Source organism: Sinorhizobium sp. CCBAU 05631, from assembly GCF_002288505.1.
Taxonomy (GTDB): domain Bacteria; phylum Pseudomonadota; class Alphaproteobacteria; order Rhizobiales; family Rhizobiaceae; genus Sinorhizobium; species Sinorhizobium fredii_C.
The window spans coordinates 568,287-585,581 of record NZ_CP023064.1; the positions used below are offsets into that span (position 1 = coordinate 568,287).

Consider the following 17,295-nt stretch of genomic DNA (forward strand, 5'->3'; position numbering starts at 1 on the left):
GAGCATATCAATTTGACGCGGCGTCGACCCGGGGCGCCAGGCGGTAGATCAGGATCGTATCGTCGTCGACTACGCGTTCGGCGGTCCTGTCGAGGTGGGCTATCAGCGCTTTGTTGTATTCGATGAGCTTGCGCCGCTGCATGTCGCGCGCGTTCTTGGTGATCCCGAACCACGTGGCGTTTTGGGCGCGCAGCGCCTCCAGCGTCGGGATCGCGTCCTCATCCGCAAGCAGCATCGACCAGTCGTTTTCGCCGCCGCCCGGCGGGAAAACCCAGCCGCGGCGACGGCTGTAATAGATCGCCACCGGATCGCCGATCGTGGGGGTGGCGGTGACGACGAGATCGCCGGGTTGGCTGAGTTCGCTGAGCCGCTCGCCGAGCTTATGGCCGGAATCCGCATAGGGCGTCTTCATCAGCGTGAGCCCGGGTATGCTGCCGCCGACAATGACGACGGCTGTGATCGCCGCCAAACGCAGCGCGCGCGATCGAATACCCCCTGCCCGATCGCCGCCTATACTGCTCAACAGGATCAGCCCGCGCCCGGCAAGTGCGGCCATCGGCACGTTGAAGATGTGAAAGTTCCAGGGATTGGTCTTGATCTCGCGCGCGGCGAAGAAATAGACGAGCGCCGCGCCGGCGAGCCAGACATGGAAGAACCAGGCCGCGCGGCCGGGTGCCGTTTCAGGTGTCGTCGGCGGTGCGGCCAAGAGTGCGACGCCCGCAAGCATCATCACGGGCAGGGTGAAGAGCCAGTTGCTGGCGATCTTCCAAGTGGCGGGAATGTAGAACCCTTCGCTGACGAACTTGGCAACCCCATCGCTCCAGAGATAACCGCTGCCGGCGATGTGATAGGGCGGATAGTTGGTGCCGAGATAGTGGGCCCAGCGGTAGTAGACGAGAATGAGCGCTCCGGCGATGAGCGAGACAGGTAGGATTTGCAGGATACGGCGAAGACTGAGCTTGCCTCGCCGCTGCAGGATGAGAAATGTCGCATAGGTCATCGGCACGACGGCTGCGATACCCGGCAGCTTGGCAAGTACGCCGATGGTGGTGATCAGCCCGGCCGCGAGGAGCAGCGGTATTCGGTCGTTCTGCAGATAGGCCACATAGAGCCAGGCGCCGGTTGTCACCAGCGACAACATCGCCGGATCGGGCAGGAAAGAGCGGTCGATCATCACGGCGCCTGGCATGATCGACAGCAGAAAGGCGCCGGCATGGGCATGGGCAGCGCCCCAGATGCGTTCGATCAGCCGGTGCAGGGCGAAGACGCCCCAGACCCCGAAGGCGATGGCGACGAGCCGCCCGAACATTTCGTCCCAACCGAACACGGCATAAAGCATGGCGGTGATATAGGAGATCACCTGGAGCTCGCGACCCTGGTAGGCGGGTCCCGGCCCCGTCCAGCTCACCTCCGGAAAGAAGATGTTCCAGCTCCGCAGGAAGAAATTGTCAGCCATCATCGCCGTGCTGGCTTCGCGCCAACTGAAGGCGTCGACAAGTGGCTGCTGCACGTCGTGCAAACGGAACAGGGCCGCTAGCACCAGAATCGCGCCAAGAACCACGCCATTGCTGGGCCTGAGACCGAAACCCGACATATACCTTCACCGGCCGAACGATGCAAAACTCTGTATGCGACAGCTGACATTTGCGTGCCTCGCCGATTTGGAGCGGCAGCTTCGGTGTCCACAGTCGCGGACACTATAGTCAAGCAATCTCTGATTGTCGCCAGGGTAGCAGCAGAACGAATTGCCCTGGGGCCGGATCCTGGACCTTGTGTCACTGCGCTCATGGTGGAAGTGAATTTCGCTGAGGCGGTATCGAGCTTCACACACACAGAGAGACCTTTCATTTGGACATAAAAGGCTCTAAAAAACCGGCAGGTAACTCCCCGGTCGCAGCCTACCCGGTCAAAACAAGGACACCTGTCATGAAAACCATCGTAATCTGCTCCGGCGGATTGGATTCCGTTTCGCTTGCGCACGGGATCGCGGCGGAGCACGAACTGCTCGGCCTCCTGTCGTTCGACTACGGCCAGCGGCACCGCAAGGAACTGGACTTCGCCGCCGCCTGCGCCAGGCGCCTCGGCGTGCCGCACCAGATCATCGACATTCGCGAGATCGGCCGCCATCTCACCGGCTCGGCGCTGACCGACGACGTCGACGTGCCGGACGGCCATTATGCGGAAGAGACGATGAAGACGACGATCGTGCCGAACCGCAACGCCATCATGCTGGCGATCGCCTTCGGCGTTGCGGCTGCCCGCAAGGCCGACGCGGTCGCGGCCGCGGTGCACGGCGGCGACCACTTCATCTATCCCGATTGTCGGCCAGGCTTCATCGCTGCCTTCCAGACGATGCAGAACCATGCGCTGGAGGGATATGCCGACATCACGCTCCATACCCCGTATGTCAATGTCTCGAAGGCAGACATCGTCGCCGACGGCGCGAAACATGGAACGCCCTTTGCCGAGACCTGGTCCTGCTACAAGGGCGGCGCGCGCCATTGCGGCCGCTGCGGCACCTGCGTCGAGCGGCGAGAAGCCTTCCATCTCGCCGGCGCCGCCGATCCGACCGAATACGAGGATCCGGATTTCTGGATCGCGGCCACCCGCGCCTTCGCGGCCGAGGAGGTGCGATGATGTTCCGCATCACCAAGGAGTTCCACTTCTCCGCCTCGCACCAGCTGACAAGCCTGCCGCCCGAGCATCAATGCGCAAGGCTGCACGGTCACAACTATGTCGTCGAAGTGGAGCTTTCGGCCGAAACGCTGAACGAGCACGGCTTCGTGCGCGACTATCACGAGCTGGCGCCGCTTAAGCACTATATCGACGAGGCCTTCGACCACCGCCATCTGAACGACGTGCTCGGCCACGACCGGGTGACGGCGGAGTGTCTGGCACAGCATTTCTATGAATGGTGCAAGGCGCGGTTGCCGGAAACGACGGCCGTGCGCGTCAGCGAGACGGAGAAGACCTGGGCGGAATACCGGCCATGACCGTCACGCGACCGGCCGAGATCCGCGTCAGCGAGATCTTCGGCCCGACCATTCAGGGCGAAGGCGCGCTGATTGGCCTCCCGACGGTGTTCGTCCGGACCGGCGGATGTGACTACCGCTGCTCCTGGTGCGATAGCCTGCATGCCGTCGACAGCGCCTATCGCGACGAGTGGCGGGCAATGACGGTCGAGGAGGTCTGGAGCGAGGTCACCCGGCTCTCCGGAGGCGTGCCGGTGATGGTCTCGCTGTCCGGTGGCAATCCGGCGATCCAGCCGCTCGGGCCGCTGATCGACCGGGGGCATCGGGAAGGCTATCGTTTCGCCCTTGAGACGCAGGGTTCGGTTGCCCGCGACTGGTTCGCCAATCTTGACATGCTGGTCTTGAGCCCGAAGCCGCCCTCGAGCGGCATGGAGACGGACTGGGAGGCCTTCGATGCCTGTCTCCGCTCGTCCAGGGGCAAGCCCCAGACGGCCCTTAAGATCGTCGTCTTCGACGAGGTCGACTATGCCTATGCGCGGTCGGCGGCGGCGCGCCATCCGCAGTTGCCGGTCTATCTGCAGCCGGGCAACCACACGCCGCCACCTCCGGATGACGAGGTTGCGCCGATCGACATCGAGGGCGTGATGGAGAGGGTGCGCTGGCTGGTCGACAGGGTGTCCGCCGACAAATGGTTCGAGGTGCGCGTGCTGCCGCAGCTGCATGTGCTCATCTGGGGCAACCGGCGCGGCGTTTAAAGCGCGTCGCCGTCAAGGCGCGCCCTGTGTTGCCAATTCCTTCTCGGGCACGCCCTCAGCGAAGCGCACCGGCTTCAATGCCGGGCCTTCGGCATCCTTGACGAGATGGATGACGCGGGAAAACAGCGCGCCATTGCGCGGCGTGCGGCCGATCTTGATGACCGCCGTTTCCCTGAGGTCGGTTTCGAAGATCGATAGCGCGCGCTTCAGCGCGTCGCTGTCCATCGTCTCCAGTGCTTCATCAATGATCACCCAGCGCGGCCGTTGCAGGAGTATCCGGGCAAAAGCCAGGAGGCGCTGGTCGTCGTCGCTGAGCTCGCGCTCCCACCGGGCTTCCTGGTCGAGGGATGTCGCCAGGTGGTCGAGGCCGACTTTCGTCAGCGCGGCGACGATCTCCGAATCGGCAAAGCCGTTGGAGTGAGGATAGGCAAGCGCATTGCGCAACCGACCCCGCGGGAAATAGGGCGCGCGTGGAATGAAGGCGACGGAATCGTCGACGGGCAAACCGACGCGTCCGCCGCCCCAGGGCCAGAGACCGGCGAGGGCACGGAAGAGCAATGTCTTGCCGGCGCGTGGATCGCCGCTGATGATGACGCGCTGGCCGGCGCCGATCTCGATATGGGGCTCGGCGAGCCTCGTCCGGCCCGACGGGGAAACCACTTCGAGATTGTCGAAGGTCAGGCTGGCTCTGTCGTTCTCGACGAATTCTATCCGCTTTTCCCGGTCGTGCAGCGTGTCCGCCACAATGAGCGCGCGCCGGAATGCGGCAACCCGCAACAGTGTCGCGCGCCAGTCGGCGATCGCACCGATATTGGCCACGAACCATTTGAGCGAAGAGTGCACCTGGTTGAAGGCGCCGACGGCCATCATTAGACCGCCGAAGCTGATATTTCCCGCGAAATAGACGGGTGCGGCGATCAGGATCGGTGCGACGACCGTCACCCAGCCATAGCCGTCCTGCACCCAGGCAAGATTGATCTGGGCGCGATAAATGTTGCGCACGGACCCGAGCACGGAGGAAAGATCGAGTTCCAGACGTCTGCGTTCTCCGTCTTCACCGCCCGCCAGCGATATGGCGTCGATATGCTCGTTGACATGCATCATCGAGAATCGCAGATCCGCCTCTCGGGCATAGCGCTCGCCGTTCAGGCCGACGAGCGGCCGCGCGACCAGCCAGCTCACGCAGGAGGCGGAGCCGGCGTAGAGGATCGCCGCCCAAACCATATAGCCGGGGATCTCCAGTGATCTGTCGCCGATCTGGAAGGCGAATCCGGCTGAGAGCGACCAGAGTACGCCCACGAAGGAGGCGAGCAGGATCGACGATTGCACGAGGCCGAAGCCGAGATCGGTGGTAAGGTCGGCCAGGTGGCCGGCATCCTCCTGCATCCTCTGGTCCGGATTGACGCCAATCGCGCCGCCATTCGCGAGTCGAAAGGCACGGCGCGGCCGCATCCACTGACCGATCAGATCCAATGTCAGTCCTTCACGCAGTTTCAGCCGCACCATCTGGTTGAGCCACTGTTGGGTGACATTGAATATCAAGAGAACGCCGGCGATGACGACGAACAGCAGCAGCTGATAAAAAAAGGCGTTGAGATCGCGCCGCTCGATCGAGTCGAAGAACGGTCGGTACCAGCGGTTGAGAATGATCTGACCGATCGCGGTGACTATGATGACAGCGAGGCTGCCAGTGGTCAGCCACAGGATCGGCTTCAGAAGCGGCGAGGCGACGAAGGCACGCCGCATCATGTCGAACTGCTGCCAGATACTGCTGCCCTCGGGTGGTGCGGCCGGCGATCGGGGCGCGGTCTTCTTGCCGGTCGGTTTCTTCATCGTCAGTTCCTCCCTTCGAAGGGCACAGCCTGTCGGGCCTATCCCGACGGTCGGTACACCGCGCTCATCGGCAAGCACGACGCATCAACAGACGGTTCAGGGTTTTTGCGATCTCGGTCGGTCCTGCAGGAGATGCAGGCTCGCGGCGATACCGAATCAACGAGGTCGATGCCCCGCTCCAGGATCGGCGGCAATTGCTCGTCCTGTAAAAGTCGGAACGGTCGGAGACTGCCGTTGCTAGGACCGCATTCGGGGGCGGGCGGCAGCCCGGGAAAGGCAAGTATACGACTGAATATCCGTAAATGCTGAAATGCAGCCAAATCAGTAACAACCATGTCGCCAGTGTACGGGCAACCGGCCCTCATGGAAACAGATTTTGATATCAATTGGGGACGCGCAAGGCCGCTGCCGTGATCGCCTTACGAGCGCAATCGTCGCGGTGCGGCGTATTTCGGCTTGTTCATGTTACAACATTGACATAAAACGTTACCGCTTGTCCCAAGGCGCGTGTCACCCGCACTCAACCGCGAATTCGCATAGAATTTAATGCCTAGAGAAGGAGACATTTATGTCCATTTCACCCTCCAGCATTGGCCACAAGCACGCCTCTGCCATAGTCGGCGGCGATATCGCCGCTCGCGTCAGGGCCGCTCGTGAGGCCGTCGGCTACAGTATCGAAGATCTTGCCGTCACCTGTGGTCTCGCCAATGCTGAAATCAGCGAAATTGAAAGCGGCATGGATAATAGTCCGGCAAAACTGAAGCGAATCGCCATAGCCCTTCAGGTGCCGATTTCGGACTTCCTGCCCGGCGAAATCTGATTGAACGACCGGCCGGCGAGATGCGTCGGCCGGGTCGCCCTCCGTTCCCCAATTCTTCTGAGATCGCTCATCGCCTCCGGCTAATGCAGGTGCCGGAGCTTGTCGGGGTTGCGCACGACATAGATCGCGGCGACTCTTCCGTTTTCGATTTCGAGTGCGGTCGTCTGGAGTTCGCCGTCGGCTTCGAGCGTGACGAAGCCCGGCAGACCATTGACGAAGCCGGCGCGAACGAGTTTCGAGCCGTTCTTGCGGAACAATCCCGCCAGATATTCGTGCACCTTCATCACCGCATCATACCCGATGATCGGCCGTATGGCCGCCGACCGCTTGCCGCCGCCGTCGGAATGGAGGCTGACATCGGCCGCCAGCATGGTGCCGAGCGCCTTCATGTCGCCGCTGCGCGATGCGTCGAAGAATGCCTTCGCCAGCTCGAGGCCGCGCTCCTTCTCGACCCGAAAGCGCGGCCGCGCCTCGCGGACATGGGTGCGCGCGCGGGCGGCGAGTTGCCGGCAGGCGGCCGGATCGCGCTTTATGGTCGTCGCGACCTCCTCGAAAGCCAGTCCGAACACGTCATGCAGCAAAAAGGCGGCGCGCTCGAGCGGCGAGAGGCGCTCCAGCGCCAGCATCAGCGGCAAGGTGACGTCCTCCTCTTCCTCCTCTTCCACGACAGGATCGGGGAGCCAGGGCCCCACATAGGTCTCGCGCTGGCGCCGGGCCGATTTCAGCTGATCGAGGCACAGCCGCGTCACGGTGCGACGCAGGAACGCCTCGGGCTCCCTGACCGCGGCGCGGTTGGCCCCCATCCAGCGGATGAAGGCCTCCTGCAGCACGTCCTCGGCATCGGCAACGGAGCCCAGCATACGATAGGCAACGCGCATCAGCTTCGGACGCAGCGGGTCGAAACCCGCCGCTGCATCTTCGTGCCCGGTGACGGCCATCAGGCGACCGCCTTGGCAGCGGCCGCTGCCGCGGCCGGATCGACCCATAGGCCGAAGCCGACCGCGAGGCGGTTCCAGCCGTTGATGACATTGACCATCAGCGTGAGCTTCACCTGCTCCTCCTCCGTGAAGTGAGCCTGCAGGGCCTGGTAGGCGCTTTCATGCACATGTCCTTCCGACAGCCGCGTCAGCGCCTCGGTCCAGCCGAGCGCGGCCCGTTCGCGATCCGTATAGCACGGCGCCTCGCGCCAGGCCGACAGCAGATAGATCCGCTGCTCGGTCTCGCCCTTCGCGCGCGCTTCCGCCGTATGCATGTTGATGCAGTTGGCGCAAACATTGATCTGCGATGCGCGGATCTTGACGAGTTCGATCAGGCTGGCCTCGAGGCTCGAAGCGACGGCGAGCGAGGTGCTCATCCAGTTCTTCATGAGGGCGGGGGCGGCGGCGAAAGGATCAAGTTTGGCAGTCATGATGGCTTCCTCTTGTTGGTTACCACATCATGACGAGACGGGACCCTGCAAGTGTGACATGGACGCCGACTTTTTTATCTCCCATTGACGGCCTTAGACGTCGAAAAGCGTTAAGGCCATGGGATCGCTCGGATCCCATGGCCTTTGGCACTGGTTCGACAGGGGCGTCTATTCCGGCATATGGCCGTCGGCCAGCCGTCAAAACTCCTCCCAGTCCTCCGCCGCGGCTGCGGCCGTCGCCTTGCCGCCAAAGGCGCCGGCGATCTTCCGGCCGAGGGCGCGGGCAGGAGACGCGACCGGCTTGCTGTCCGGTGTTGCTGCACGGGCTGTCTGCGCGGGAGCCGAGAGCTGGGCGGCGGCGTCGAGCCGGAACTGACCGACGAGGTCGCGCAGTTTCGACGCTTCCTGCGCCAGCGAGACGGCAGCGGCGCTGGACTGCTCCACCATCGCCGCATTCTGCTGCGTCGTCTGGTCCATCTGGTTGACGGCGGTGTTGATTTCGGCAAGCCCGGTCGACTGTTCCCTGGCCGAGATTGCGATTGCTTCCATATGGGCATTGATCTCTACGATGAAGCCGCCGATCGTTTTCAATGCCTCGCCCGTGTCGCGCACCAGCTTGACGCCGCTCCCGACATCGGCGGAGGAGTTCTGGATCAGGCCCTTGATCTCCTTGGCGGCTTGGGCCGAGCGTTGGGCGAGCTCCCGCACTTCCTGGGCGACGACCGCGAAGCCCTTGCCGGCCTCGCCGGCGCGGGCGGCTTCGACGCCGGCATTCAGCGCCAGGAGGTTGGTCTGGAAGGCGATCTCGTCGATCACCCCGATTATGTTGGAGATCTGCTGCGAGCTCTCCTCGATTTTCTTCATCGCCCCTTCTGCCTGGGAAACGACCTCGGCCGAATGAACCGCCGAGTGATTGGCCCGGCTGGCGACGGTGCGGGCTTCCTCGGTACGCTTGGTCGAGTTGCCGACGTTCGCTGTGATCTGGTCCAGGGCCGCGGCGGTTTCTTCCAGCGAGGCGGCCTGCTGCTCGGTGCGCTTGGAAAGATCGTTCGCACCCGACGAAATCTCCCTCGTGCCATTGTCCATGCTGTGCACCGAGACGGCGACGGCACTGATGGTGCGGCTCAGTTGATCGACCGTCGCGTTGAAATCGGCGCGAAGGGGCTCGTATTCGGCCGCGAAGGCTGCATTGATCCGGCAGGCGAGGTCGCCATGGGCGAGCCGCTTCAATGCGTCGCCAAGCGTCGACGTCGCGAGACGCAATTGCTCCGCCTCGCGAGCGGTCCGCTCCTGCTCCGCCTGACGGTTGCGCTCGGCCGTGGCCCGCATCTCCTCGGACTGGCCCTCCAGTTCGCGAGCCTTGAGGCCATTGTCCTTGAAGACCTGAACGGCCGCGGCCATCTTGCCGATCTCGTCGCGGCGCTCGGTTCCCTCGACGTCAACGTCGAGATTGCCGCCGGCGAGAACCGCCATCAGGTCGCGAAGGGCGTTGATCGGTTTCACGATCCACGAATTTACAGCAAAATAGGAGGCTGTCAGAACAAGGGCGAGCCCACCGAACAGGATCAGGAGCGTATTGTTGCTGGTTGATGTCGAAACGATCGTGAGGTCGTCGCTGGCCTTGAGTGCGGCCTGCTCCAAAGTCCGTGTCTCGGTGACGATTTGCTCGGCCAGTTGTGGAAAGCCGGGTTGGCATTCGGTCGCGAATGTCTTGACCGCCGACATCGTTTCCATGGCATTCGTCGTTTTCGATCCTTGATCGAGGGCTCGTGCGCACTGCTTTTCGAGGACGTCCAGACCAGCCTGCTTGAATTCCGGGATATGTTTGTTCTCGGGACTTGCCTGCGCGGCGACGTCCATCAGTTCCGAGAAAGTCTGCTTGGCCCCGGCCAGTTCGGAGTTGGCTTGCTCGACCGCCTTGGGATCGGTCAGCATGATGCTGTCGGCAATCGCTGCTCGGGCTCGCTGCAAGGCCCGGCCCGCCGAGGCCATGTTTTGCGCTGCGCGAACCTGCTCGACGAGCAAATTCGAATAGCCGCCGTCAATCTTCATGATCTGTATTGAGGCGTAGAAGCCGGTGCCTAACGAAAACAAACCGAAGGCGCCGAGGATGACCAGCATCTTGAGAATAGTCGACCAATTTTTCATTGCCTTGTCCTGAGCACGAATGAGAGAGGTTGGAGAGGCCCCTCAAATCATTCGAGCGGCAGGAGTCGCGAGAGGCTGCCTGAGGCAGCATTGGCGCCACGTTTCTGCATCAAGAGGTTGCGAAGATTAATGAAGCTTCACAGCTTTACCGAGAAGGCAGCGAAACCCTCGCGAATTGGATAGGAATGCGGAAATCGGATAGCTCCCTGTCTTGCCCCGCCGCCTGCAGTGGCGGGGCAGTGTCTCCGAGCGCTCGGGCGGCTCACTGCGATTTTTGCGGGTCGTCAGCCGGATTGACATACTTGATGCCCCACGGACCGTTGGTGGTAATCTGCACCACGGTCTCTTCATCGAAATAGGCAAAATGGGCCATGTTGGGCGGCAAGGCGAAGAAACTGCCTGCCGGCAATGCCTTGGCGGCACTCCGATCGGCCGTTTCGCCCATTCCCAGATTAATGGTCCCTGATATGACCGTGACCACTTCGTCCGCCGGATGCGTGTGCGGTGCGACCACATAGCCGGACGGGGCCTTCAGCCGAAGGGCGAACAAGCCTTCCTTGCTGGGATCGCCGAACAGGACTGCAATTTCTGCTCCGGCGGGCAATATCTTTGGCGCCGGCGCCCACTTGACATCACCGGGAGCGATCATTGTGTGCGCATCCTCTGCCGAGGCAAAGGTGACGATCCCGAAGAATACGGGCAATCCGACTGCACATATCGATGCGATTTTCATGATGGACCTCCCTCTGGCGCAGCCGCCCTGGCTGGGCGCCGGGGCGGGCTCGCGAAACGTTTGAGGGTAAGCCCGCAGGCACCCTCCGGGCAAGCGTTCCCGATCATCGAGGAACCTTGCGCATACGCCAGTCCGTCGCCTAACCTGTAGTAAGCGGCAGGCGTTGTGTTTACAGACACGACAAATAGGGATATCTATTATCCGTAATAGCTGTCGATCAGCATCGACCCGGTAATTTTCGATGTTCCTGAAAAGTCAAGTGGAATGGGCACTGCATTGTTGCGCCATTCTCGCCGGCCTGCCCAAGGGCCGCTATCTGTCGACCAAGGCACTTGCCGAATTCCATGGGGTCCCGAAGGAATACCTATCCAAGGCGCTGCAAAGCCTGTCGCAGGCCGGGCTTGTGCATACGACGCTCGGACCTTCGGGCGGCTACCGTCTGGCCAGGACACCGGACGAGCTGACGTTCCTTGATATCGTCGAGGCGGTGGAGGGCAAGGCACGCACCTTCGTCTGCAACAATATCCGCGCCAACAACCCGTGCCGCCCGCAAGGCTATTGCGAAAGCGCCCCTTGCGCGGTGGCGCGTGTGATGTGGGAGGCAGACGAAGCATGGCGCGAAAAGCTCCGAAGTGTGCAACTGTCGGATCTCATCGACACCTTGGCTAAGGAGGTTCCGGCGGAGCTTTGGAAAAAAAGCTTCGAGTGGGTTCTAGAGCGTGCCGGTTGAGCGCGAACCCATGACGGCCTGCGGTTCTTTGTCCGGCGAAGTGAGCGCGTAGAGATAACTCTGGGGCGGCAGTGCGAAGGAGAGGCCACTTTCCTTGCAGTGACGGTCGACCTGATCGATGACTTCGTTTCTCGCCGCCGTTCGGTTGGCCGGACCAGCTACGCGAAACAGCAGCTCCGCTTCGATCGCCACAGCGTCGATTGCCTTGAGACCGACGCTGGGCGGCGGGTCCTGGACGATCCGCTGGCAGTCTTCGAGCGCGGTTCGCAGCACCTCCTCGACAAAGTGCGGCACATGCGTTGCCGCGATACGGACGGTCACGAAGATCTGATGCGTCTCGTCCGGGCGGCTGAGGTTGGTCAATCCAACCTTCGCCAGTGCGCTGTTCGGCAGGACGATGACATTGTTGGCGAGCGTGAGCAGATGGGTGGAACGCCAATTGTTTTCGACGACACGCCCTTCGGTTCCGTCGTCGAGCTGTATCCAGTCGCCGATGGCGAAGGGACGGCCAAGCGTCAGTGCGACGCCGGAGAACAGGTCGCCAAGCGTATTCTGCAGGGCAAGGCCGAGGATAATGGCGACTACGCCGGAGGTTGCCGTCAGCGTGCCGATCGGCGCACCGAAGACGAAGCCCATGATGGACAGTGCCACACCCAGATAGACGATGCCGATGATCAGGTCCTGAAACAGGCGCGCTTCCCGCGGCCTGCGGTCGAGCACGATGTAGATGCGCACGAATCCGATGGTCGCCCAGGCGAGATGCGTCCACCAGAGAACTCTTGCAGACGTCGCCAGGAATGCAGCGAGCCCGTTCAGATGTGCCTCGTCCACCCGGTGCGGCTGGATCCCGCTGAAGCCGAGTGTGGCGGTCATGGCGGTGAAAAACAGAATCTGGACGATCAACCGCGCGGTCGGACGCCCGCGCCCCTGCAGATGCCACACGACAATGCCGGCAATCCCAAGCAGATTGATCAGCAGGAACGGCAGAGAAAGAGGATCGGCGAACATGGCGGGCTCACTTGCAAGGATGTCCGGATCAAAAGCGGGGCCGGATGCGCCGCATGCGGCCCCACTTCAAGTCATTTCTCGATCGGGAAGGTCAACTCCTTCTGAGCGGTATCGACGACGAAGACCGCCAGCAGTTTGGCCGGCTTCGTCTCGCTGCCGTTTGCGCTCACGTCGTGACGGTCGCCGGGCATCTCAGAAAAACTCTCACCTGCCTGGTAGACCTTGGCCGGTCCGCCATTCACGTGGCTGCGGATGGATCCTTCGAGAACCGTTGCGTAGATGAAGGCGGAGCTCGGATGGGTGTGGGCTTCGGAAAACCCGCCGGGACCATATTCGACCAGAACGCCCCTGATGCTCTTGCCCGGAACGTTCGGCAATTGATGCTCATAGACGAGCGTAGCCTTGTTGGCCTTGCCGGCGGGAGTGTCATGGGCCGCGGCAGACCCGGAAATCACTGCCGTGGCTGCCACGGCGGCGACGATCGACTTCATCATCTCAAAGCTCCTGCATGGGTTGGACAGTGCGCCCGGGGGGGGCACGGCGCACCGGCATCCGGTCATTTCCGTGCCGAGGTTGCGAACCAATGCTCGAAATTGATCCGGCCAAGACGCGGATTGTTGTCGGAAACGAGCGAGCCGTCCTCCAGTCGGGCTCCGAAGTAGCGTGCCTCGGGATCCGGCGTGACCTTACGGGCGTCGCCACTTGCCTTGAGATAGCGACCGACGAGGTCGCTCAGCCGCGACCGCTCGGGGCCGGCAATCTCAATCGTGCCGTTGACCGGCCGAGCAAGGGCAACGTCCGCCATGGCATCGGCGACGTCGTCGGAGGCGATCGGTTGCACATAGGCTGGCGACAGATGCACCGTGTCGCCGACGGTGCCGGACTGGGCGATACCGCCGAGGAACTCCATGAACTGAGTCGAGTGAACGATCGTGTAGGGAACGCCTGAACCCTTGATCAGCCGTTCCTGAGCAAGCTTGGCGCGGAAATAGCCGCTCTCCTGCAGGCGTTCCGTACCGACAACCGAAAGCGCGATGTGGTGCTTGACCCCGGCCGCTTTTTCCGCCGCAAGCAGATTGCGGCTAGACGTCTCGAAGAACTCCATCACCGCCTCGTCTTCGAAAGACGGCGAGTTTGCGAGGTCGATCACCACGTCGGTGCCCGCAAGCGCTTCGGCAAGTCCTTCGCCGGTGATGGTGTTGACGCCCGTGTTTGGAGAGGCGGCGATCACCTCATGACCCTGCTTGCGCAGGCGCTCGACTGTCTTCGAACCGATGAGGCCGGTTCCCCCTATGATGACGATTTTCATAAAAACACCTCCGTTGCGGCAGCATTCGCGCCGCGTTGCTAGACGGGTCAGCGAAGGGCACAGAGTTAGTTCAGGCCGGCCTTGTCGAGACCGTAGAGCTTGTCGGCGGAACCGGGCACGTTCTTGAAGGAGATGCTGGCGCGATTCCATGCATTGATGACCATGATCGAGAACGTCAGGTCCGAGATTTCCTTCTCTGAAAGCTGGCCGCGCACCCGCTCATAGAGTTCGTCGGGGATGCCGCCTTCGGGCAGCCTCGTTACGGCTTCGGTCCAGGCAAGTGCGGCGCGCTCGCGGGGAATGAAAAGGTTCGACTCGCGCCAGATTGCAATGTGGTAAAGACGCAACTCGCTTTCGCCGTGAATTTTAGCTTCCTTCACATGCATGTCGAGGCAAAATCCGCAGCCGTTGATCTGCGATGCGCGGATATTGACGAGACATCGGATCGTCTGATCGATGACGCTGTCTTTCAGGGTTATGCTGAGTTCCGAAAGCTTCTTGAAAAGCTCCGGCGATTGCTGGGCGTAGTTCAGGCGCTGGGTCATTGTTCTCTCCTAAATCAAGGATACCTGATATCCTTATGGATAGAAAATATCCGTAATATCTGGACAGTAAAGCCCTCGCCCCCTAAGCTGCCGACATAAGGCTTATGCGGGAAAGTATGGGGACGAGGATGGACATCGTATCCGCACTGCGAACCTTCCTCCGGGTCGCCGAGACTGGCTCGTTTTCCGCAGCCGCGGTCGACCTTAATCTGACGCAGCCGGCCGTCTCCCGGCAGGTATCGGCACTGGAAGCGCATTTGAACACCCGCCTTCTGCACCGCACGACAAGCGCAGTCGCCCTGACGGCCGAAGGCGAGCAGATCATTCCGATGGCGCTCAAGGTGGTCGAGGCGGTGGACGCGCTCGGCGACACCACCGGTGCCGATGGAACGATGGCTTCTGGCAAGGTACGGCTCACACTACCCGCGCCGCTCGGGCTTTATGTGAGCGACCGCCTCGCGAGCCTTATTGCCGGCCATCCCGGGCTCGCCGTCGAAATGATCTTCCGAGAGGAGCCGTCGGATCTGGTCGGGGAAGGGATTGATCTCGAGGTGCGCCTGGGGCCGGTCACGGACAGCAGCCTGGTGTGCCGCCGGATCGGCTGGACGACTGCCTTCCTCGTCGCAGCGCCCACCTACCTGGAAGGCCGAACGGGACCGCAATCGCCAGGCGATCTCACCGCCCATGAATGCATCTGCTACCGCCGGGCCGGCGACGGTCGTACCTGGTCGTTTTCCAACGGGGCGGACGAGATTGCCGTACGGATTGCACCTCGGTTGATCGCCAACAATGCAGTGGCCGTCCATCGCGCGACGCTGGCCGGCAGCGGCCTTGCGGTGCTTTCCCATATCCTCGCTTGCCCGGACATCGAGGCGGGCAGGTTGGTGAATGTGATGCCGGAGTTCCCACCGACTCGCCTGCCGATCAATGTCGTCTATCCATCGCGCCGCAACATGCCGCTGCGCGTCAGGACCGTCCTCGACTTCCTGATCGAGGCCGTCCGCCAAGATCCGTTGATGGTGTCCTGATTCGCCGCGTGAGTGCGGGCCTCCATCGCCCTGCGTCCAGGCCGAAGACGCGGCAGGGGGCAGGCCAAATGAACGGTGGGAGTGGCGCGCCACACCCACGTTTTCGTGGTCTTCGAGACAGGCTTCGACGGCGCTCTATTGCGCCGCGATGTCGTTCGCTGTCGGCAGGCCATCGTTCGCGCCCGCTTTGACAAGCCCTTCGCGAATGTGCTGCGTGTCGGCTTCCTGAGCGTAGTGCAAGGTGGCGAGGAAGGATTCGAGGCCAAAGTCGGGGGCGAGCGCCTGGACCTTTTTCATATGCGCAGACGCGGCAATGTCGTCGCCGAGCCAGCCGTAGCAGGCGGCAACGAAAGCGTGCTGCACGTGGTCCATTGCCGAAAGGTGCATGAATGCCTCGATTGCTTCGCCATATTGCCGGGCCGCGAAAAACGCCTTTCCGAGGTGGCTCCAGAACCGTTCCGGATGATGGGGATTGAGCCGCATTGCCTTGCGGATCCACTCGACCCCTTCTTCCGGTCGGCCGAGCCAGGTCAAGAGTTCGCCCTGCTGGACCACCACCAGATCGTAGTTGGGGTTGAGCGAAAGGGCGCGCTCCTGGTGATAGCGGGCCGCCGTCAACGCGTTGTTGTTGACGTTCACCGCCGCGAGGATGCGGTGCACGTCGGCGTCGTTGTCGTCAAGCGCCAGCGCGCGTTCGAGTTCGGCCACGATTTCGGTCCAGGTCGCGTCCTTGTCCTCGCACCAGCCGTAAACCCAGGCCTGTCCGAGAATGCAGGCCCGCCAGGCATGGGCATGCGCATAGCCGGGGTCGAGCTCGAGTGCCCTGTCTATCAGGGCTCGGGCCTGCTCATTATCCGCAATCGTGCCGCGGTGATGCAGCACCTTGGCCGTAAGCGCGCATTCATAGGCAGCCATGTTCGCCGGCTTCGTGCGGGCGAGTTGATCTCGCTGGGCCGCCTCGACACGCCCGGGCAGCGTCGCGGCTATTGCCGCCGTCACCTCATCCTGGATGGCGAATATGTCGTCCAGTCTTCGGTCGTATTTGTCGGCCCAGACATGGGCATCGTTGATCGCGTCGATGAGCTGGACCGTAACGCGCACCCTGTCGCCGATCTTGCGGACGCTGCCTTCCACCAGATATTGCGCTCCAAGCTTCTCGGCCACCTCCCGCGCGTTCACAGGCTGGTTCTTGTAGACGAAGCTCGAGTTGCGGGAGATGACGAAAAGCTCGTGGCGGCGCGACAGCTCGGTGATGATGTCCTCCGTCAGACCGTCCGCGAAAAACTCCTGTTCGGGGTCGCCGCTCATATTGTCGAAGGGCAGCACGACGATCGCGGGCTTTGAGACCGCTCGCTTCGTATCCTTCTCTTCCGGCGGGGCCGGCAGGACGGAGCCCTCGATGCCGACCCGAAAGAGATGCACGGGACGAGTGATGTTCTTCAGCGTCTTCTCGCCCAGGTCATCGAGAGAGACTTCGAGGCGGTCGGCAATCTGCGTTGCCACCGCAGCGGTGACGCAGATGCCACCCACATCGGCGAGCTGTTCGATACGGGCGGCGATGTTCACGCCATCGCCGAAGATGTCGTCGTCGTCGAAGATGATATCACCGAGATTGATGCCGATCCTGAATTCGATCCGGCGATCCTGGGGCACGTCCGAATTGCGCCGCTTCATCCGCTGCTGGATTTCCACGGCGCATTTCACCGCGTCGGTCACGCTCTGGAATTCGACCAGCATGCCATCTCCCGTCGTTTTGATGATCCGGCCTTCGTTCTTGGCGATGGCGGGGTCGATCAATTCTATACGGTGCGTCCTGAGGCGGGCGATCGTTCCTGCTTCATCGGCTTCCATCAGCCGACTATAGCCTGCCATATCGGCCGCCAGGATTGCGGCTAGTCTCTGTTTCATCGAGTTGCCACCGATGATCTGCTCGGGGGGCGATTCTAGCGCAGCCCGGTGCGATCGGCTACCTTGAATTAGCGCCTTCTTAAGGTGCCCAGCGAAGA

Annotated in this window: 17 protein-coding genes; 6 read left to right on the plus strand and 11 right to left on the minus strand. The window is 62.2% G+C overall.

Annotated elements, in window-relative coordinates:
- Positions 1–7: 7 nt before the first annotated feature.
- The gene (locus tag SS05631_RS22260; RefSeq protein WP_037419409.1) at positions 8–1,594 is read right to left on the minus strand and encodes a glycosyltransferase family 39 protein; all 1,587 of its coding nucleotides are present in this window, start codon (positions 1,592–1,594) and stop codon (positions 8–10) included.
- A gap of 332 nt (positions 1,595–1,926) precedes the next feature.
- Between SS05631_RS22260 and queC the strand changes: the two genes are divergently transcribed.
- The 3 genes from queC to queE are packed head-to-tail and all read left to right on the plus strand — an operon-like array spanning position 1,927 to position 3,727.
- Entirely contained in the window at positions 1,927–2,637 is a 711-nt protein-coding gene (queC, locus tag SS05631_RS22265; protein ID WP_037419412.1) for a 7-cyano-7-deazaguanine synthase QueC, read from the plus strand.
- Entirely contained in the window at positions 2,637–2,993 is a 357-nt protein-coding gene (gene queD, locus SS05631_RS22270; protein ID WP_037419525.1) for a 6-carboxytetrahydropterin synthase QueD, read from the plus strand. Before queC ends, queD begins: the two co-directional genes overlap by 1 nt.
- Positions 2,990–3,727 carry a 7-carboxy-7-deazaguanine synthase QueE gene (gene queE, locus SS05631_RS22275; protein ID WP_037419414.1) on the plus strand — a complete coding sequence of 246 codons (738 nt, stop codon included), beginning with the start codon at positions 2,990–2,992 and terminating at the stop codon, positions 3,725–3,727. The genes queD and queE overlap by 4 nt, the downstream gene beginning before the upstream one ends.
- A 12-nt stretch (positions 3,728–3,739) precedes the next feature.
- Here the strand turns inward: queE and SS05631_RS22280 are convergent, their stop codons facing one another.
- On the minus strand, positions 3,740–5,560 hold the full coding sequence (locus SS05631_RS22280) for an ABC transporter ATP-binding protein/permease (protein ID WP_037419417.1): 1,821 nt from the start codon (positions 5,558–5,560) through the stop codon (positions 3,740–3,742).
- Between the two features lie 568 nt (positions 5,561–6,128).
- Between SS05631_RS22280 and SS05631_RS22285 the strand changes: the two genes are divergently transcribed.
- A complete protein-coding gene (locus tag SS05631_RS22285) occupies positions 6,129–6,380 on the plus strand; it encodes a helix-turn-helix transcriptional regulator (RefSeq protein ID WP_037419419.1) in 252 nt (83 codons plus the stop codon).
- Between the two features lie 80 nt (positions 6,381–6,460).
- Here the strand turns inward: SS05631_RS22285 and SS05631_RS22290 are convergent, their stop codons facing one another.
- From SS05631_RS22290 to SS05631_RS22305, 4 genes are all read right to left on the minus strand, one after another.
- Entirely contained in the window at positions 6,461–7,318 is an 858-nt protein-coding gene (locus tag SS05631_RS22290) for a sigma-70 family RNA polymerase sigma factor (protein WP_037419423.1), read from the minus strand.
- Complete coding sequence (locus SS05631_RS22295) at positions 7,318–7,788, minus strand: carboxymuconolactone decarboxylase family protein (RefSeq protein WP_037419425.1); 471 nt, start codon at positions 7,786–7,788, stop codon at positions 7,318–7,320. The genes SS05631_RS22290 and SS05631_RS22295 overlap by 1 nt, the downstream gene beginning before the upstream one ends.
- 198 nt (positions 7,789–7,986) lie before the next feature.
- Entirely contained in the window at positions 7,987–9,936 is a 1,950-nt protein-coding gene (locus SS05631_RS22300) for a methyl-accepting chemotaxis protein (protein WP_037419428.1), read from the minus strand.
- Between the two features lie 262 nt (positions 9,937–10,198).
- The gene (locus SS05631_RS22305; RefSeq protein ID WP_037419431.1) at positions 10,199–10,669 is read right to left on the minus strand and encodes a cupin domain-containing protein; all 471 of its coding nucleotides are present in this window, start codon (positions 10,667–10,669) and stop codon (positions 10,199–10,201) included.
- 241 nt (positions 10,670–10,910) lie between these two features.
- On the opposite strand from SS05631_RS22305, the gene SS05631_RS22310 reads away from it, so the two are divergent.
- Positions 10,911–11,399: an Rrf2 family transcriptional regulator gene (locus SS05631_RS22310; RefSeq protein ID WP_037419434.1), complete on the plus strand. Its 489-nt coding sequence runs from the start codon at positions 10,911–10,913 to the stop codon at positions 11,397–11,399.
- Here the strand turns inward: SS05631_RS22310 and SS05631_RS22315 are convergent.
- From SS05631_RS22315 to SS05631_RS22330, 4 genes are all read right to left on the minus strand, one after another.
- Complete coding sequence (locus SS05631_RS22315; RefSeq protein ID WP_037419437.1) at positions 11,382–12,407, minus strand: mechanosensitive ion channel family protein; 1,026 nt, start codon at positions 12,405–12,407, stop codon at positions 11,382–11,384. The genes SS05631_RS22310 and SS05631_RS22315 overlap by 18 nt on opposite strands.
- A 71-nt stretch (positions 12,408–12,478) precedes the next feature.
- Positions 12,479–12,901, minus strand: a complete 423-nt coding sequence (locus SS05631_RS22320) for a cupin domain-containing protein (RefSeq protein WP_037419440.1) — start codon at positions 12,899–12,901, stop codon at positions 12,479–12,481.
- A 62-nt stretch (positions 12,902–12,963) separates the two neighbouring features.
- Positions 12,964–13,716, minus strand: coding sequence for an SDR family oxidoreductase (locus tag SS05631_RS22325; protein ID WP_037419443.1), 753 nt, complete (start codon positions 13,714–13,716; stop codon positions 12,964–12,966).
- A 65-nt stretch (positions 13,717–13,781) separates the two neighbouring features.
- On the minus strand, positions 13,782–14,261 hold the full coding sequence (locus SS05631_RS22330; protein ID WP_037419446.1) for a carboxymuconolactone decarboxylase family protein: 480 nt from the start codon (positions 14,259–14,261) through the stop codon (positions 13,782–13,784).
- A 128-nt stretch (positions 14,262–14,389) separates the two neighbouring features.
- Here SS05631_RS22330 and SS05631_RS22335 point away from each other — a divergent pair, with 128 nt between their 5' ends.
- Positions 14,390–15,289, plus strand: coding sequence for a LysR family transcriptional regulator (locus SS05631_RS22335; RefSeq protein ID WP_037419449.1), 900 nt, complete (start codon positions 14,390–14,392; stop codon positions 15,287–15,289).
- Positions 15,290–15,424: 135 nt separating this feature from the next.
- On the opposite strand, the gene SS05631_RS22340 is transcribed toward SS05631_RS22335, so the two are convergent.
- Complete coding sequence (locus SS05631_RS22340) at positions 15,425–17,197, minus strand: adenylate/guanylate cyclase domain-containing protein (protein WP_037419452.1); 1,773 nt, start codon at positions 17,195–17,197, stop codon at positions 15,425–15,427.
- Positions 17,198–17,295 lie beyond the last annotated feature (98 nt).

Excerpts from the sequence above, each read along its gene's own strand:
- SS05631_RS22260 (WP_037419409.1), bottom strand. The coding sequence starts at position 1,594 with ATGTCGGGTTTCGGTCTCAGGCCCAGCAATGGCGTGGTTCTTGGCGCG.
- queC (WP_037419412.1), top strand. The coding sequence starts at position 1,927 with ATGAAAACCATCGTAATCTGCTCCGGCGGATTGGATTCCGTTTCGCTT.
- queD (WP_037419525.1), top strand. The coding sequence starts at position 2,637 with ATGTTCCGCATCACCAAGGAGTTCCACTTCTCCGCCTCGCACCAGCTG.
- queE (WP_037419414.1), top strand. The coding sequence starts at position 2,990 with ATGACCGTCACGCGACCGGCCGAGATCCGCGTCAGCGAGATCTTCGGC.
- SS05631_RS22280 (WP_037419417.1), bottom strand. The coding sequence starts at position 5,560 with ATGAAGAAACCGACCGGCAAGAAGACCGCGCCCCGATCGCCGGCCGCA.
- SS05631_RS22285 (WP_037419419.1), top strand. The coding sequence starts at position 6,129 with ATGTCCATTTCACCCTCCAGCATTGGCCACAAGCACGCCTCTGCCATA.
- SS05631_RS22290 (WP_037419423.1), bottom strand. The coding sequence starts at position 7,318 with ATGGCCGTCACCGGGCACGAAGATGCAGCGGCGGGTTTCGACCCGCTG.
- SS05631_RS22295 (WP_037419425.1), bottom strand. The coding sequence starts at position 7,788 with ATGACTGCCAAACTTGATCCTTTCGCCGCCGCCCCCGCCCTCATGAAG.
- SS05631_RS22300 (WP_037419428.1), bottom strand. The coding sequence starts at position 9,936 with ATGAAAAATTGGTCGACTATTCTCAAGATGCTGGTCATCCTCGGCGCC.
- SS05631_RS22305 (WP_037419431.1), bottom strand. The coding sequence starts at position 10,669 with ATGAAAATCGCATCGATATGTGCAGTCGGATTGCCCGTATTCTTCGGG.
- SS05631_RS22310 (WP_037419434.1), top strand. The coding sequence starts at position 10,911 with ATGTTCCTGAAAAGTCAAGTGGAATGGGCACTGCATTGTTGCGCCATT.
- SS05631_RS22315 (WP_037419437.1), bottom strand. The coding sequence starts at position 12,407 with ATGTTCGCCGATCCTCTTTCTCTGCCGTTCCTGCTGATCAATCTGCTT.
- SS05631_RS22320 (WP_037419440.1), bottom strand. The coding sequence starts at position 12,901 with ATGATGAAGTCGATCGTCGCCGCCGTGGCAGCCACGGCAGTGATTTCC.
- SS05631_RS22325 (WP_037419443.1), bottom strand. The coding sequence starts at position 13,716 with ATGAAAATCGTCATCATAGGGGGAACCGGCCTCATCGGTTCGAAGACA.
- SS05631_RS22330 (WP_037419446.1), bottom strand. The coding sequence starts at position 14,261 with ATGACCCAGCGCCTGAACTACGCCCAGCAATCGCCGGAGCTTTTCAAG.
- SS05631_RS22335 (WP_037419449.1), top strand. The coding sequence starts at position 14,390 with ATGGACATCGTATCCGCACTGCGAACCTTCCTCCGGGTCGCCGAGACT.
- SS05631_RS22340 (WP_037419452.1), bottom strand. The coding sequence starts at position 17,197 with ATGAAACAGAGACTAGCCGCAATCCTGGCGGCCGATATGGCAGGCTAT.